At 43.0% G+C, this 14804-nt stretch carries 17 protein-coding genes and 1 tRNA gene; 10 read left to right on the top strand and 8 right to left on the bottom strand.

The window, feature by feature from the left end; all coding sequences use genetic code 11:
* Positions 1-177: 177 nt before the first annotated feature.
* Complete coding sequence (locus ACVBDU_RS00290) at positions 178-570, top strand: ankyrin repeat domain-containing protein (RefSeq protein WP_447177781.1); 393 nt, start codon at positions 178-180, stop codon at positions 568-570.
* 610 nt (positions 571-1180) lie between these two features.
* A complete protein-coding gene (locus tag ACVBDU_RS00285; protein WP_447177780.1) occupies positions 1181-1573 on the top strand; it encodes an ankyrin repeat domain-containing protein in 393 nt (130 codons plus the stop codon).
* 115 nt (positions 1574-1688) lie between these two features.
* Here the strand turns inward: ACVBDU_RS00285 and ACVBDU_RS00280 are convergent, their stop codons facing one another.
* Positions 1689-2423, bottom strand: coding sequence for a M15 family metallopeptidase (locus tag ACVBDU_RS00280; protein ID WP_447177779.1), 735 nt, complete (start codon positions 2421-2423; stop codon positions 1689-1691).
* 29 nt (positions 2424-2452) lie between these two features.
* Positions 2453-2959 carry a GNAT family N-acetyltransferase gene (locus tag ACVBDU_RS00275; protein ID WP_447177778.1) on the bottom strand — a complete coding sequence of 169 codons (507 nt, stop codon included), beginning with the start codon at positions 2957-2959 and terminating at the stop codon, positions 2453-2455.
* Between the two features lie 260 nt (positions 2960-3219).
* Here ACVBDU_RS00275 and ACVBDU_RS00270 point away from each other — a divergent pair.
* From ACVBDU_RS00270 to ACVBDU_RS00245, 6 genes are all read left to right on the top strand, one after another.
* Positions 3220-3292, top strand: a tRNA-Gly gene (locus ACVBDU_RS00270).
* Between the two features lie 665 nt (positions 3293-3957).
* The gene (locus tag ACVBDU_RS00265) at positions 3958-4368 is read left to right on the top strand and encodes an SRPBCC family protein (RefSeq protein ID WP_447177777.1); all 411 of its coding nucleotides are present in this window, start codon (positions 3958-3960) and stop codon (positions 4366-4368) included.
* 37 nt (positions 4369-4405) lie between these two features.
* The gene (locus tag ACVBDU_RS00260; RefSeq protein WP_447177776.1) at positions 4406-5299 is read left to right on the top strand and encodes an alpha/beta fold hydrolase; all 894 of its coding nucleotides are present in this window, start codon (positions 4406-4408) and stop codon (positions 5297-5299) included.
* A 49-nt stretch (positions 5300-5348) separates the two neighbouring features.
* A complete protein-coding gene (locus ACVBDU_RS00255) occupies positions 5349-5504 on the top strand; it encodes a hypothetical protein (RefSeq protein WP_447177775.1) in 156 nt (51 codons plus the stop codon).
* Between the two features lie 76 nt (positions 5505-5580).
* Positions 5581-6888 (top strand): cytochrome ubiquinol oxidase subunit I, encoded by a 1308-nt coding sequence (locus ACVBDU_RS00250; RefSeq protein ID WP_447177774.1) that lies wholly within the window; start codon positions 5581-5583, stop codon positions 6886-6888.
* Positions 6888-7919: a cytochrome d ubiquinol oxidase subunit II gene (locus ACVBDU_RS00245; RefSeq protein WP_447177773.1), complete on the top strand. Its 1032-nt coding sequence runs from the start codon at positions 6888-6890 to the stop codon at positions 7917-7919. Before ACVBDU_RS00250 ends, ACVBDU_RS00245 begins: the two co-directional genes overlap by 1 nt.
* Before the next feature lie 15 nt (positions 7920-7934).
* Here the strand turns inward: ACVBDU_RS00245 and ACVBDU_RS00240 are convergent, their stop codons facing one another.
* The 6 genes from ACVBDU_RS00240 to ACVBDU_RS00215 form a co-directional block, all read right to left on the bottom strand.
* On the bottom strand, positions 7935-8240 hold the full coding sequence (locus ACVBDU_RS00240; RefSeq protein WP_447177981.1) for an ATP-dependent Clp protease adaptor ClpS: 306 nt from the start codon (positions 8238-8240) through the stop codon (positions 7935-7937).
* 253 nt (positions 8241-8493) lie between these two features.
* Positions 8494-9336, bottom strand: a complete 843-nt coding sequence (gene prmA, locus ACVBDU_RS00235) for a 50S ribosomal protein L11 methyltransferase (RefSeq protein WP_447177772.1) — start codon at positions 9334-9336, stop codon at positions 8494-8496.
* 73 nt (positions 9337-9409) lie between these two features.
* Complete coding sequence (gene tpiA, locus ACVBDU_RS00230) at positions 9410-10159, bottom strand: triose-phosphate isomerase (protein WP_447177771.1); 750 nt, start codon at positions 10157-10159, stop codon at positions 9410-9412.
* Positions 10156-10659, bottom strand: coding sequence for a TlpA family protein disulfide reductase (locus ACVBDU_RS00225; protein WP_447177770.1), 504 nt, complete (start codon positions 10657-10659; stop codon positions 10156-10158). Before ACVBDU_RS00225 ends, tpiA begins: the two co-directional genes overlap by 4 nt.
* Positions 10660-10829: 170 nt before the next feature.
* Positions 10830-11927 carry a BT_3928 family protein gene (locus tag ACVBDU_RS00220; protein ID WP_447177769.1) on the bottom strand — a complete coding sequence of 366 codons (1098 nt, stop codon included), beginning with the start codon at positions 11925-11927 and terminating at the stop codon, positions 10830-10832.
* Between the two features lie 147 nt (positions 11928-12074).
* Positions 12075-12611 carry a DUF1599 domain-containing protein gene (locus ACVBDU_RS00215; RefSeq protein WP_447177768.1) on the bottom strand — a complete coding sequence of 179 codons (537 nt, stop codon included), beginning with the start codon at positions 12609-12611 and terminating at the stop codon, positions 12075-12077.
* Positions 12612-12989: 378 nt separating this feature from the next.
* On the opposite strand from ACVBDU_RS00215, the gene folP reads away from it, so the two are divergent.
* Both folP and ACVBDU_RS00205 read left to right on the top strand, forming a co-directional pair.
* Complete coding sequence (gene folP, locus ACVBDU_RS00210; protein WP_447177767.1) at positions 12990-13829, top strand: dihydropteroate synthase; 840 nt, start codon at positions 12990-12992, stop codon at positions 13827-13829.
* Between the two features lie 133 nt (positions 13830-13962).
* Entirely contained in the window at positions 13963-14796 is an 834-nt protein-coding gene (locus ACVBDU_RS00205; RefSeq protein ID WP_447177729.1) for an IS5 family transposase, read from the top strand.
* Positions 14797-14804 lie beyond the last annotated feature (8 nt).

The following is a 14804-nucleotide window of genomic DNA, read 5'->3' as shown; positions in this document are numbered from 1 at the left end:
GGTTATTTTTAATATTCTGACAATATTAACCCTGCTAATTTGTTAATTTTTTGTTATAAAAAAACAGCAGGTGTAACAAAAGTTTTTTCTTCCCGTCTTTTAAACAAAAGCGCTTTTAAATTTTCAATACACAATTTTTATAAAAAGATTTTAATCGTATTTAACGCAATAAACATCATGAAAAAAACAGCTCTTATTTTAGCAGGAATCGTTATGATAACGTTTGGTAACACTACTTTCGCATCTAACGAAGGACCTTATGACAACTACAAAGTGGAAGCCACCAAAATAACCAACGTAAGTCCGCTTTGCCTGGCCATTTCCAAAGGAGATATGGAAACCGTTAAAAAATTCATTGAACTGGGAAGCGATGTAAATGAAAAATCGAGAAGCATGACCCCGCTTATGTATGCCGCAAGATATAATAAAACGGAGATCATAAAACTGCTCATCGCCAATGGGGCCAAACTAAAGGTTAAAGATGACAAGGGTTTTACTGCTCTCAAACATGCCGAATTATCCAACGCAACAGAAGCCATTTCCGTGATTGAAGAGGCATTGAAGGCATGAGGACTTTGTTCTCGTTTTTTATTATTTAATTAGCCATAAAACCCTGCCCTTCCGGCGGGGTTTTGATTTGTTACACTTTCCGGTTCCGTCTGATATTAATAATGTTATTGAGTTATACACATAGATACTATTTGTATTAATCTCATAAACAAATAGTTAAATATTCGTATACGTATAAAATGAATAGGCATTTCAAAAGAGCCTGACTTTGTGGGCTTTGTGAAAAACTTTGAGCCCTTTGTGGTTTTCCCTGTCACGGGGCTTATTTTATCACAGAGATTCACAAAGTAGACACAGACCTGCTACCGGCATAGACAGGGTTGCACAAGGTATTGTAGAGAAATTAAATGTATAACTCAATTAGGCTATTTAGAATAAACAGGATCACAACAATTTCCGAGAACCAGCATTTTCTAACGAATACACAATACAAAGCCATCCTTTTAATGTTTTGATAATATCCCCCCTGCTATTTGTTAATTTTTTGTTATTAAGAATAAACCGGTGTAACAAAAGAATATTTCCTTCGTCTCTTATACAAAAGCGCTTTTAAATTTCTAAATCAACAATTCTTAAACATAAACTTTAATTTTCAAACTCAACAAGCATCATGAAAAAAACAGCTCTTATTTTAGCAGGAATCGCTATGATAACATTCGGTAACACGACTTTCGCATCTAACGAAGGACCTTATGACAACTACAAGGTGGAAGCTACCAAAATAACCAACGTAAGCCCGCTTTGCCTGGCCATTTCCAAAGGAGATGTGGAAACCGTTAAAAAATTCATTGAACTGGGAAGCGATGTAAACGAAAAATCGAGAGGTATGACCCCGCTTATGTATGCCGCAAGATATAATAAAACAGAGATCATAAAACTGCTCATCGCCAATGGGGCCAAACTAAAGGTTAAAGACGACAAGGGTTTTACTGCTCTCAAACATGCCGAATTATCCAACGCAACAGAAGCCGCTGCCGTGATTGAGGAAGCATTGAAGGCATGAGGACTTTGTTCTCGTTTTTCATTATTTAATTAGCTTTAAAACCCCGCTTCAGGCGGGGTTTTGATTTTATATATCCTTTATTTCAGTACGTCCGTGTTTTTCACAAAAGATAACTTCAGGGCAAAAGATCCGGGTTTATGTCCAGGATATTCTCATTGCGGTACATTTTTATGAAGTCATCCGTAAAATATGCTGCCCCCGCAACTTTTTCGGAAGTAATTATATCTTTCACTTTAAGTTTCTTATACGCTTCGAGCATAGGAACCGAAACCGGGGCATAGCTGTAATGCCAGGGTTCGTATTTAAATCCTTTTCTACCGGGGTTATCGGTGTAGACCAGGTAAAACCCATAGGCATTGACATTTTCGTCCAGCCATTCCTTAAGAGGACGAAAAGGGCCGTTGCCATGGAATTTCTTCGAATCCAGAACATCATTACCGGAATACGTGGCGGCACCGTCTATAATATCCATGTCCGTACCCCAATGATGCCTGGAAGTTCCCGGTATGGTCGAATATTCGATAATCTTACTTATGGCCTGTTGCGGGGTTAGCCCGTCTCCGGTATATTGTTTGTATTTTCTCTCCCATATACCTTTCTGACGGTAGAAATCCCGGTAACTGGATACTATTTTTATATCCAGTTTTTCTTTGGAAGCGGCATTCTTCATTTCCAGAAAGGATTCGTAAGCTTCTTTCCGAAGATTAATATCCTTTCCGAAAAGCTTCGGATTTCCTTTTCCTATCAACTCATCATAGGAATAACCGGAAGAAGCCAGTAAGGGTGACGGCAGCATTCCGATAGCCGCAGTGGTAAGAACGGTAGATTTTACAAAAGTCCTTCTTCTCATACAATATGTATTATGGGGTGATACGTCTGCTACAGGGCGTTTTCTCCATTTTCCGCGAGCCTTCCTTTCCCGGAAGGCCCCTGTTCCCATTGTTTTTGCATTACGTAATGGGGGCCTACGGTTTCAACAATAAATTCATCTCCGGCAATGCGGTATCCTAGTTTTTCGTAAAACTTCACCGCTACTTTCCGGGCATTCATCCAGATAAAACCTCCTCCCCGGCTTTCTACCTCTTTCTCCGCTTCTCTTACCAGCACCTGCCCGAGACCTTTCTTTTGAAACTCCTGTAACACCGCCATTCCTCTTAACTGGAATTGGTGCTCTTCTTCAAAAAGTACATGGTTGTTTTCCAGAATAGTCACTACCCCGGCAAGTTTATCTTCCATATACAATCCCAAATGGAAAGTTGCCGATGCATCATCACCATCAAATCTGCACGTAGAAAGCGGCAATCCCGGACGTAAAACAGGATGCCGTACGGGGTAAGTCTCCTCTCCGCTAATCTCACGGATCGTATACGTAACGGTTTTATCCATTAATTTTCTCTTTGCAATTTTTATCAAAGATAAAATTAATCTTTTTAATGAAATCCCACATGCTGCTAAAACGGCCATAAACAGCTGAATGCAAAAAAGATACTTTTAAAACAGCCATATACACTACAGGGAGACCTGAATTTTCCTTAAAAAATCTCATTTTTTCTTTGGAAGAATGGAATCCGATTATTTATATTTGCACCGCATTTAACCGAAATGCATTCATTGAAATAGCCACCATATCCAGAACGGTGGAATAAGCGGGAGTAGCTCAGTTGGTAGAGCGTCAGCCTTCCAAGCTGAATGTCGCGAGTTCGAACCTCGTCTCCCGCTCTTTTTTTAGATTATCTTATCCTCTATACTTTTTTTAATTTAAAGTCTTTTCGAGGGGAGAAGTTTATCCTGAGCCTGCTGAAGGGAACCTCGTCTCCCGCTCTTTTTTTTAGATTATCACTCCCCCCATAACCATTTTTTTGATTTAAAACCTTTTCGAGGGGAGAAGTTTATCCTGAGCCTGCCGAAGGGAACCTCGTCTCCCGCTCTTTTTTTAGATTATCATTCCCCTTGTAATTTATTATTTTTTGATTCAGAACCAGAGACATTTGTAGGTTTCAGGCAAAACATGCGCAGGTTTCGATACAGGGGTACTTATTTTCCCATTATCCATTTTTTGATTTATAACCTTTCCCAGGTGAGAAACTCACTCTGCTGAACCCGGCAGAAGAGAACCTCGTCTCCCATCCTTTGGATTTCACCGGGAATCCGTCTAAAACATACATGAATCCGTCGCTAACAAACTCCCAAACCAAAGAACTACCTACCAAAATACTTCTCAACTTCGCCATCATTGTAAATTTGGCAAAATGCCCCCTCTCCATTGACGTTTTTACACCTCTTATATATCACCGATATAGCGCAACTTTGTAATGACGATAAACAAAACAAATCGTATTTATTCTTTTTAAACACAAAATGTAACCCTAAAAAAAACAGAAATTATGGAACAGATAACCGTAAAAAACACCATACAGGCTCCGGTTGCCAAAGTATGGGAACTATGGACAAAGCCCGAACACATTACCAAATGGAATTTTGCGTCGGAGGACTGGCACTGCCCGAAAGCGGAAAACGACCTGAAAGCAGGCGGAAAGCTCAACTCCAGGATGGAAGCCAAAGACGGAAGTTTCGGGTTTGACTTCGAAGCGACCTACGACGAAATCGTAGACCACAAAAAAATTGTTTATACTATCGCTGACGGTAGAAAAGTAACCACCGACTTCAAAAATCTGGACGGAAAGACGGAAGTCATTACGGTTTTTGATGCGGAAACCACAAATCCCGTAGAAATGCAACGGGGCGGATGGCAGGCGATCCTGGATAATTTTAAAACCTATGCCGAAACCAGGTAACAGCCATAATCATTTCTCTTACACAAAAAACAAACTTATGAAAACCATACTCTTGTCCGCAAGCACCATTCTATTATCCATTGTACTGGCTTCCGGCCAGACAAAAAACGAACCTTCCGCCTCCGGGTATGCCCCGGTAAACGGGCAGGAGATCTATTATGAAATATACGGCGAAGGCGCCCCCCTTATCCTGCTTCACGGCGCATATATGACCATAGACATGAACTGGGGACAGCTCATCCCGGAACTTTCCGAAAAGAGAAAAGTCATAGCTGTGGAAATGCAGGGGCACGGCCATACTGCCGATACGGAAAGGGCTTTTGATTACAAGAGCCTGGCTTCGGACGTAGCAGGCGTATTAAAACATTTAAATATTCCGGAAGCGGATATCACAGGATACAGTTTCGGTGGCACCATTGCCTTGCAAACAGGCATAGACTATCCGGAAATGATACGGAAAATCATCATTATTTCCAGCACCTATAAAATGGAAGGCTGGATACCAGAGGTCCAGGAAGCAATTAAAACCATGCAGCCGGATTTCCTGGATCAGACTCCGCTGAAAATCGAATACGAAAAAGTAGCCCCCGATCCGGATCATTGGCGAGCTTTTATCGAAAAATTCATTGTATTCGACCGGAAAGGTTACGATCTGGGAGCGGAGAATATCGGAAAACTGAAATCACCGGTGCTGTTTGTTATGGGAGACAACGATGGCGTGGACCTGAATCATGTGGCGGAAATGTACAGGTTATGCGGCGGCGGTGTATCGGGTGACCTCGAAGGTATTCCGAAATCACAACTAGCCATCCTGCCCGGAAAATCCCACATAGGACTAATGATGGACACAAAAGGAGTCCTGTCCGCCATTATTCCTTTTTTACAGGATGCCCCTCCCCCGGCTTCATTTCTGCCCGAACCTCAACATTAATTCATAGTAGCACATGATAGAAACAATGAACTCGTTTAAACTTTTTTGATTGAAGCGAAAAAGTTTAAACGAGTTCTATATATCTACTGGTTACAGCCACCGTCCTTATCCCGGTGAAATATCCAAAGCGGATGTAGCCATGTTTTTACTCATGCAGCTCCATATGGATCAATACCTGAAAAAAACACCAGGATTGTCTTACTAAGACAGGTATCTTTAACACATTTCTGGAGGGATTTATGCCCGCAAAGCCGTAAATTTGTATGGTAAACTTCCCTCCTATGGAAACACTCGACGCAGCCCGTCTGCAAATGGCCGTTTCAATGATCTTCCACATCGTTTTTGCCTGTATTGGTATGGTCATGCCCTTTTTTATGGTAGTCTCTCATTACAAATGGTTAAAAACAAAAGACAAGGCTTACCTGTCCCTGACCAAAGCATGGCAAAAAGGGGTAGCCATCTTTTTTGTAACGGGGGCGGTATCGGGAACGATCCTGTCTTTTGAACTTGGTTTACTCTGGCCGAAGTTCATGTTGCACGCAGGCCCTATCATAGGCATGCCGTTTTCCCTGGAAGGCGCGGCTTTTTTTGTAGAAGCTATTGCCCTGGGATTTTACCTCTACGGATGGAAAAAAATAAAAAACCAATGGTTTCACTGGTTTACCGGGCTTATCATCGGCATTTCGGGCGTGGCTTCGGGTATACTGGTAGTCTCTGCTAACGGCTGGATGAACTCGCCCTCTGGCTTCGAATATGTCAACGGGGAATTCCTGAATATCGACCCGGTTAAAGCCTTGTTTAACAAAGCCTGGTTTTCACAGGCACTCCACATGGTCCTCGCCGCCTTTACCGCCACCGGATTTGCCGTAGCGGGAATACACGCCTGGCAGATATATCTCAAAAGAAATATTGCCATACATCGCAAGGCATTTACCATTGCCATATCTTTTGGTGCCATTGCCGCCATATTACAACCACTGAGCGGGGATATTTCCGCTAAAGACATAGCAGTAAGGCAACCGGTAAAACTCGCAGCCCTGGAAGCCCATTACGAAACGGGAAAAGGGGTGCCGCTGTATATAGGGGGAATAGTCAATGAAGAGAAAAAAGAGGTTACCCATAAAATAGAACTCCCGAAAATGCTCTCTTTCCTGGCTTTTGGCGATTTTGATGCGGAGGTTAAGGGATTGAATGACTTTCCGGAAGAAGACCTGCCCCCGGTGGCCATTACACATTACGCTTTTCAGCTTATGGTAGGCCTTGGCACATTGCTGGCGTTGCTGGCTGTTGTGTTTTTTGTCAGCAGAAAAAAGAAGTCCCTGCTCCGGAAAAGATGGTTCTGGCTGATGTTTGCCCTTGCCGCTCCCCTGGGTTTTATTGCCGTAGAAGCAGGGTGGATAGTTACTGAAGTGGGCAGACAACCCTGGGTGATTTACAATATTATGCGGACAAAGGATTCCGTAACCCCGATAGACGGTATCGAATACAGTCTCTTCATATTCATCCTCATGTATGTTTTGCTCGCCCTGGCTGTCGGCTGGCTGATGGGCAGACAGATCACTGTGTTTAACCGCCAAAATAATTCGTAATGACTGCAGTTGTATTTTTATTCTTGTTTGTTTCGGTATATTTCTATCTTATATTCGGCGGGGCGGATTTCGGTGTGGGTATACTGGAATTACTGTCTTCCGGGGAAAACAAGAAAGTGACCAAGAAAATAGCATACCAGATCATAGGCCCTGTCTGGGAAGCAAATCATGTATGGCTTATCATCGTCATCGTTATCATGTGGATTGCTTTTCCAAACTATTACTATATCATTACCACCCAATTGCACATTCCGCTTACCTTGTTGCTTTTCGGCATTGTGGTAAGAGGAACGGCTTTTGTTTTCCGTCATTACGATGCGGTAGTAGACAGTTCACAAAATGTTTATAACAAACTCTTTCAGTATTCCAGTATCATTACCCCTTTTTTACTTGGTGTGAGTGCAGGGGCTCTTATTTCCGGAAAACTTATCCCGGTAGACGAAATAGAGAACCACAATTTTGTTGAAGCCTATGTTTCTCCCTGGTTTAATATTACCTCTCTTTTAATGGGTGTCTTCGTCACCTCACTCGTCGCTTTTTTATCTGCTGTATTCCTGGTTGGCGAAACTTCCGGTGAGGAGCAAAGGTTATTCGTAAAAAAAGCCAGGAAGGCCAATATATCGGTTGCGTTGAGTTCCTTGTTTATTTTTGGCTACGGTTTTTATGCAGGAGAGGTTTTTATAGATCACTTTTTTGACAATGTACTCAGTGTGGTACTGGTTATTATTGCGGCTTCACTACTCATACCCATATGGGTTTATCTTGGCAAAGGTAAAAAAGTGGTTATAAGGATTATTGTAGCGGTACAGGTATTCCTGATTTTGGGTGCCTGGGTACAATCCAATTTTCCTTCCCTGATCATCACCACGGAAGGTCCGGTAAGTATTTACGAAAATATAGCGGGGGAAACAGTAATTAATTCCATAGCCTATGCCCTCCTCGCAGGTTCTGTACTTATCCTGCCAGGATTATTCCACCTTTTCAAGTCTTTCGGGTTATTCAAGGTATTACAGGCTCCGGAGAAAAAGTAAATCACAATGGGCTGGCTATACGATCTCCGCACTTAATCCGGCATCCAGTAACATGGAACACCGTGGTCTAAGGTCTTCGTAAGGCCCTGTTTTTACTGTGCATCTCCCTTTGTAATGCACGATAATGGAACATTGTTCAGCCTGTTCGGGGGTATGATCGCACACATCGATCAGGGTTTCTATCACATGATCGAAAGTGTTGACATCATCGTTGTAGAGGACTATCTCGTTTTGCTTCTGCACATCCTCTTCCACCAATACCTCTTCTAAAGTCTCTTCCCGGGTAGAGGCATTAAATACCTCTTTTTTATCTCCGGGCATACAGGTGTCTTCTCTCAAGTATATGTTTTCTTCCGTATGCATTGCTATAAAGATAAGATGTAAACGACTTTTATACAAAATTACACAAAATTTATTTTAGTAACACGTCTTCGTCGGCCCTATCCGGCAAACGCATAAAAAAACCATAATTGCAACATTTAATGGTTCCAGGTTTAAAATTCCGGGGTAGGTTTCACAAAACGAGGTGGCTGAGTGTCCCGAACTACGTTCGGGATGTACCGAAGCTATCGGGTTACACATTCGTATCGTTGTACTTCACGGCAACCCAGTGGTTTTTCTCCAGGATATCCATAATATTTAATGAAAATTTTACGCAAAGTTCATTTATAACAGGGATATCGTCTTTGTAGAACCCACTGAGCAGAAGTATTCCTCCTGGTTCCAGGCAAGCCACATAAGCGGGGATATCGTTCAGCAGGATATTCCGGTTTATATTGGCTATAATCACCTCATAGCGCCGCCCTTCCAGCAAAGTGGCATCTCCCTCGTAGACGGAAATGGCGTTACATTGATTTCGCTCTACATTCTCCAGTGAATTCAGGTAGCACCAATTGTCTATATCTATGGCATCGACTGCAGAAGCCCCGAGTTTTTCCGCCAGTATGCCCAACACTCCCGTTCCGCACCCCATATCCAGCACTTTCTTCCCTTTCAGGTTTAGCCGCAACAGGTGCTGTATCATCATATGGGTGGTTTCATGGTGCCCCGTTCCGAAACTCATTTTGGGCTCTATGATAATATCGTATTCGGTTGTGGGTACCGGGTGAAACGGGGCCCTTACAGTACATGTCCCGTCTACTTCTATAGGCTGGAAGTTCTTTTCCCACTCCTCATTCCAGTTTACCTGGGCGATTTCGTTTATTTCATAAGTTATGCGGAACTCCCCACTTTTGAGAATATAGATATCCTCCAGGCAGGAGGGTTCCCATTCGCTTTTCTGGATATAGGCTATAACTCCCTCTTCATTTTCGACAAAACTCTCAAACCCGGCTTCTCCTAACTCGGCAATAAGGATTTCTGTTCCCGGTTGTGCCGGTTTAACCTTAAAATCGCAGGCAATATACAATGTGTCCATTTTCTTGTTCGTTGTAAATTTCAGGTTGCAGGTTAGAAGTTAATCTCAAACTTGCAACCTGAAACCTGTAACTCTAAACCGCGTCTATGATAGCGATAAAATCTTTGGCTTTCAGGGAAGCGCCGCCTATAAGGCCGCCATCCACATCGGGTTGTGAAAATATTTCTTTGGCATTATCGGGCTTTACGCTGCCTCCATAAAGGATAGACACGCCGTCGGCGACTTTTTCGCTGTAGTTGGAAGCAATCGTCTCACGGATAAATTTGTGCATTTCCTGTGCTTGTTCCGGTGACGCCGTTTCCCCGGTACCGATAGCCCAAACGGGCTCGTAAGCCAGGATAATATTCTTCCAGGCAGCAGCTTTAAGATGGAAAAGGGCTTTTCTGAGCTGACTTTCCACGACATCGAAATGCTTTCCTGCCTTGCGGTCTTCCAGTTCTTCTCCGAAACAGAATACGATAGTCATATCGTGATTCAGGGCAGTGTCTACTTTTTTGGCGAGTGTTTCATCGGTTTCGTTAAAATAAGCACGTCTTTCCGAGTGACCGAGTATTACGGTCCGTACCCCTACACTCTTCAGCATTTCTGCCGATACTTCACCGGTATATGCCCCGTTTTCGGCAAAGTGCATATTTTGCGCAATAACCTCCACGGCACTCTGGCTCAGCGTGTCAAAAGCAACCCGAAGGTTGGTAAAAGCAGGCGCCACCATGACCTCCGCTTCGGTATCGGGCATTTTTTTGAGAAGTTTGGACAACAATTCTTCTGTTTGTCCCAAATCGTTATTCATTTTCCAGTTTCCGGCAACAATCTTTTTTCTCATTTTATGGTATGGTTTAAGGTATTTATTAATTGAGTATCATCAGTTTCTATAGCTTTAAATAATTCTATTTTGCCTTCCGGATTTACCACGAGGTATCTGGGTATCCAGTCCAGCTCAATAGATTGACAAAAAGGGCTGCCTTTCCAGCCGGCTTTAATAAAGTAGTGCTGTCCGTAATCGAGCCGGTATTTCTCTCTTCCCTTCTCCCAACCTTCTATACTGCGATCGAGGGACAGAAAAACGAAAGTAACATTATCGTATTTGGTATTGATTTCCTTCAGCTTCGGAACACTTTCAATACAATCTTTGCACCAGGATGCCCAGACATCGATAAACAGTGTTTTCCCCTGGTTAGCTTCCAGTATTTCAGAAAAAGTGATATCTTTTCCTTCCACGGTGAGAAATACGTCTTGCAGGGCTTCTTTAGAAAACTCCTGCGATTGGGCGGAGAGCACCAGCGTAAAGGCCGTAAAAAGTACGACCATAAAATTCTTTTTCATTGCAGTTTTATTTTTATGAACCCGTTTAAACGGGTTTTATCAATCAGGCCCCTTAAACTTCTACCGACCCGAGAAAATAGTTGTCATTCTTCCCCGAAAAAGAAAGTAGCTTTCTTCTGAAAAAGACAACCTTACAAATTTAATATAATATTTGAGAGCCCGGCTATATTTTACTTTGTTTCCAATGCGTCCGCATCGTTAAAATGCAGTTTTTGTACTATGGTGCCCCGGTGAAGTTTCAATATTCCGGGATTGGAACGAACTATAGTTTTCAAAGTGGTGGCATCCGTAAAGTAAAACTCAAAATGGAGCCCGTATTTCTCCTGTGCAGGCCGGGTAAGTTTCTCATCCGAAGCAGACATGCCGATAACCTTATACCCGTCTGCAATAGCCCTGTCGGTCACTTCTTTTATTTTTTCCAGACCTTCGGGACTGGCTTTACGAAGATCGTAGGCGATCACCATAATAAGTTTATCTTCGGCAAGCATTTCCCCCGTGTAATCTTCTCCTTCCTGTTCTATGGTAAAATCGTGTACCGGGGGTTCGTAACCTTTTTGTATTTCCTCCGTCTCCACATCTATGAATTCCCCGTCTACCGAAGGATAATCGCCATTGGTCTTTACAATCTTCTCCTCCCCGTCCACCCGGAATTTCCAGGAATACTCATAGATCGGTTTGGGAGCTCCTTCGGGAACTATCATGCCTTCTTCTATATTGGCCCCAATTTTATAAGGTCTGAAATCCACCACAGGCAGGTGATTGAGCACATGATTGGCATATAAAACACAGATTACCAAAGCTATAACCGTACCTATAGCCCCGGTTTTCACAGATATAAGAGGACGGATATATTTTCGGCCGAAGAACAATACCAGTATAAGCAGTAGTAACACAATATCCTTACTGAAAGATTCCCAGGGTGTCAGCTTTATGGCATCCCCGAAACAACCGCAGTCGGTGACCACATTGAAATAGGCAGAATAGAACGTAAGGAATGTAAAGAATACGATCATAAGCAACAGGGTCCATACGGTAAATTTCGGTTTATAGCCCAGGAGCAGCATGACGCCAAGCAACACTTCCAGTACCACAAGGAAAAGGGCTATACCCAGTGCGTATGGTGTAAGGAAAGGAAGATTAAGGACATCCGCACCGAAATATTCTTCCAGTTTGAAAGAAAATCCCATCGGATCATTCAGTTTTATAGCCCCGCTGATGATAAACAAAATACCGACGACTATTCTGGAGAAGTTTATGATATATTTCATGTGTTCACTTTTATTGCTTTTTCAACAATCGCATGTAACCCCTTGACTAAAATAATCGTTGTGCCGTGGTCTAAGGATTATTTTAGTCATGCCGGTTTCATTGCGTTATGTAAATTATAGATTTGGTTTCCGGTGAAACCCCAGTATTTATTCCTGTAATAATATCAATGCAAAAACGGCATAGTTGATCATGTCCTGGTAATTGGCCCCGATACCTTCGCTCACCAGGGTTTTACCTTCATTGTCTTCAATCTGTTTAACGCGCAGTAATTTTTGCAGGATAAGATCGGTAAGGGAACTCACCCTCAGGTCGCGCCACGCTTCACCGTAATCATGGTTTTTGGCCTCCATGAGGTTTTTGGTTTCCCCTATCTTTTCATCATATAACGCAGCGGCTTCATCCACAAGGAGATCGGGCTGATCGGCTATGCCTTTATCGATCTGGATAAGTGCCATCACGGAATAGTTGATAATCCCTATAAATTCCGAAGCTTCTCCTTCATCTACCTTTCGGGTTTTCTTCTCCTGCAAACTGCGTATCCTCTGGGCTTTGATGAATATCTGGTCGGTAAGGGAAGGCAGCCGCAATATCCGCCACGCGCTCCCGTAATCCTTCATTTTATTAACGAACAATTCCCGACAAGTGGCAATCACTTCGTCGTATTGTTTTGAAGTATCCTGCATGCTGTTGATTGTATTTTGTGTAAATTTCGCTTAATTTTTTGAATTGCTCAACTCCTGAAAGGAAATTTCATTCTGCAGTAGGGAAAGTACCTTTGATGTTTTTTAATTATTTGTCCTTTTCTTCGCCACGGATACACGGATATTTTTGTTGTTTTCTATCTGATGACAGACTAAATCACCGGGGTAAAATCCATAAATTTGCAGCAGACGGAAAGTGGGTTTTGCCACGGATACACGAATAATTTTTATGTTGTCATGACAACAATCAACTACCTCGGGGCAAGCCCGCGAGGTATTCAAATGAACAAACCTTGGCCCATTTCGATGCAGAGCATCGGGGAATAAGCCCCATTTAATGGGATTCAAAACCGGAAAACAATGACCATAAACTGTAAAGGAACATTAATCGATCTCTCCACTCCCGCAATCATGGGAATACTCAACATAACTCCCGACTCTTTCTACGACGGCGGAAAATACAAGGACGAAAGCGATATTCTTCTCCAGACGGAAAAAATGCTCAGCGAAGGGGCCACTTTTGTTGATGCCGGCGCCTACAGTTCCCGCCCGGGAGCGCAGCATGTGGATGAAACGGAAGAACTTCACCGCATTGTTCCGGTCGTTTCCCTGCTGGTAAAAGAATTTCCGGATATCCGGATATCCGTCGATACTTTCCGTGCCGCCGTTGCAAGGGCGTGTGTCGAAGAAGGTGCTGCAATTATAAACGATATCGCTTCGGGTAACCTGGATAGCGAAATGATCCCTACCGTAGCCAAATTACAGGTGCCCTATATTATGATGCATATGAAAGGGACACCCCAGAACATGCAGCAAAATCCGCAGTACGATGATATTACCAAAGAAGTCCTGTATTATTTTTCCGAAAAAGTGGCTGAAGCCCGAAAAGCAGGTATCAGCGACATTATAATCGATCCTGGTTTCGGTTTTGCCAAGACCATTGCCCACAACTACGAACTGATGGGCAAACTGGAACTACTGCACAACCTCGGATTGCCCGTCCTCGCAGGTATTAGCCGGAAGTCTATGATATACAAACTCCTGGGAAACACCCCGCAGGAAGCCCTTAACGGTACTACGACGCTAAACACCATTGCATTGCTCAAAGGAGCACATATATTACGGGTCCACGATGTAAAGGAGGCTGTGGAATGTGTGAAAATCGTGACCCAAATGACAATGAAACCAAATTATATTTGACATCCTCATATAGTAGATTGAAGGTCAACTTCCCCAAAGTATAAATATGAACTCGTTTAAACTTTTTTTAAAAATAAAAAAGGGTTGAAGATATTTGTGTTGCGAAACATACAATTATCTAAACCAACCCTTTATGTACTCTGTACTTGACAAAGATACGATAGAATTGGAAATAGTTCCTTACATACCTAAAACTCATCGAGGATTTGCCCCGACCGTTCCATTGGTTGAGATTGTTAACGCCATCCTCTACAAGCTCAAGACCGGTGTGCAGTGGCATCAAGTGCCTGTAAAAGCCCTTTTTGACAGTAAAGTGCTAAGTTGGCAATCGGTTTACTACCATTACCGGAAATGGTGCTTGTGCGGTTTTTGGAAAGACTGTTGGGTGAGCTTCCTCAACCGCCATAAATCAAAACTTGACCTTTCCAGTGTGGACCTGGATGGCAGTCACACCTCGGCCATCAGGGGCGGGGAACAAGTGGAATACCAAGGCCGTAAGAAGCGCAAAACCACCAATGCCCTATACCTTAGCGAAAGGCAGGGACTACCTTTAGCTATGTCTGAACCTGTTGCCGGCAATCATAACGACCTGTATAACATTGAGGTGCAGTTCGAAGTAGTCACTGGTACTCTGGAAGATGCTGACCTCCGTGTGGATGGGTTGTTCCTCAATGCTGATGCGGGCTTTGATTCCAAGGATTTCCGACAGGCTTGTGCCCAAAAGGAAATCAATGCCAATATCTGTTTCAACAGGCGTAACAGTGACAAGGACAGAGATGACTATTTTGACAAAGAACTTTATGACCAGCGATATGCCATCGAGCGAACCAATGCCTGGATGGACAGTTTCCGGTCATTACTAAACAGGTTTGACACCACCGTGGCAAGCTGGACAGGGTTTAACTATCTTGCTTTTATTGTGTTAGCTTTGAAAAAGTTCAAACCCATCAAAAAGAAAAAAGTTTAAACGAATTC

This window comes from Sinomicrobium endophyticum, assembly GCF_052983315.1.
The sequence above is the reverse complement of the archived record's forward strand: the minus strand, read 5'-3'. Positions and strand labels throughout refer to the sequence as shown.

Excerpts from the sequence above, each read along its gene's own strand:
- ACVBDU_RS00280 (WP_447177779.1), bottom strand. The coding sequence starts at position 2,423 with ATGAGAAGAAGGACTTTTGTAAAATCTACCGTTCTTACCACTGCGGCT.
- ACVBDU_RS00285 (WP_447177780.1), top strand. The coding sequence starts at position 1,181 with ATGAAAAAAACAGCTCTTATTTTAGCAGGAATCGCTATGATAACATTC.
- ACVBDU_RS00245 (WP_447177773.1), top strand. The coding sequence starts at position 6,888 with ATGACTGCAGTTGTATTTTTATTCTTGTTTGTTTCGGTATATTTCTAT.
- ACVBDU_RS00205 (WP_447177729.1), top strand. The coding sequence starts at position 13,963 with ATGTACTCTGTACTTGACAAAGATACGATAGAATTGGAAATAGTTCCT.
- ACVBDU_RS00290 (WP_447177781.1), top strand. The coding sequence starts at position 178 with ATGAAAAAAACAGCTCTTATTTTAGCAGGAATCGTTATGATAACGTTT.
- ACVBDU_RS00275 (WP_447177778.1), bottom strand. The coding sequence starts at position 2,959 with ATGGATAAAACCGTTACGTATACGATCCGTGAGATTAGCGGAGAGGAG.
- ACVBDU_RS00220 (WP_447177769.1), bottom strand. The coding sequence starts at position 11,927 with ATGAAATATATCATAAACTTCTCCAGAATAGTCGTCGGTATTTTGTTT.
- ACVBDU_RS00215 (WP_447177768.1), bottom strand. The coding sequence starts at position 12,611 with ATGCAGGATACTTCAAAACAATACGACGAAGTGATTGCCACTTGTCGG.
- ACVBDU_RS00225 (WP_447177770.1), bottom strand. The coding sequence starts at position 10,659 with ATGAAAAAGAATTTTATGGTCGTACTTTTTACGGCCTTTACGCTGGTG.
- ACVBDU_RS00240 (WP_447177981.1), bottom strand. The coding sequence starts at position 8,240 with ATGCCCGGAGATAAAAAAGAGGTATTTAATGCCTCTACCCGGGAAGAG.
- ACVBDU_RS00260 (WP_447177776.1), top strand. The coding sequence starts at position 4,406 with ATGAAAACCATACTCTTGTCCGCAAGCACCATTCTATTATCCATTGTA.
- ACVBDU_RS00265 (WP_447177777.1), top strand. The coding sequence starts at position 3,958 with ATGGAACAGATAACCGTAAAAAACACCATACAGGCTCCGGTTGCCAAA.
- folP (WP_447177767.1), top strand. The coding sequence starts at position 12,990 with ATGACCATAAACTGTAAAGGAACATTAATCGATCTCTCCACTCCCGCA.
- prmA (WP_447177772.1), bottom strand. The coding sequence starts at position 9,336 with ATGGACACATTGTATATTGCCTGCGATTTTAAGGTTAAACCGGCACAA.
- tpiA (WP_447177771.1), bottom strand. The coding sequence starts at position 10,159 with ATGAGAAAAAAGATTGTTGCCGGAAACTGGAAAATGAATAACGATTTG.
- ACVBDU_RS00250 (WP_447177774.1), top strand. The coding sequence starts at position 5,581 with ATGGAAACACTCGACGCAGCCCGTCTGCAAATGGCCGTTTCAATGATC.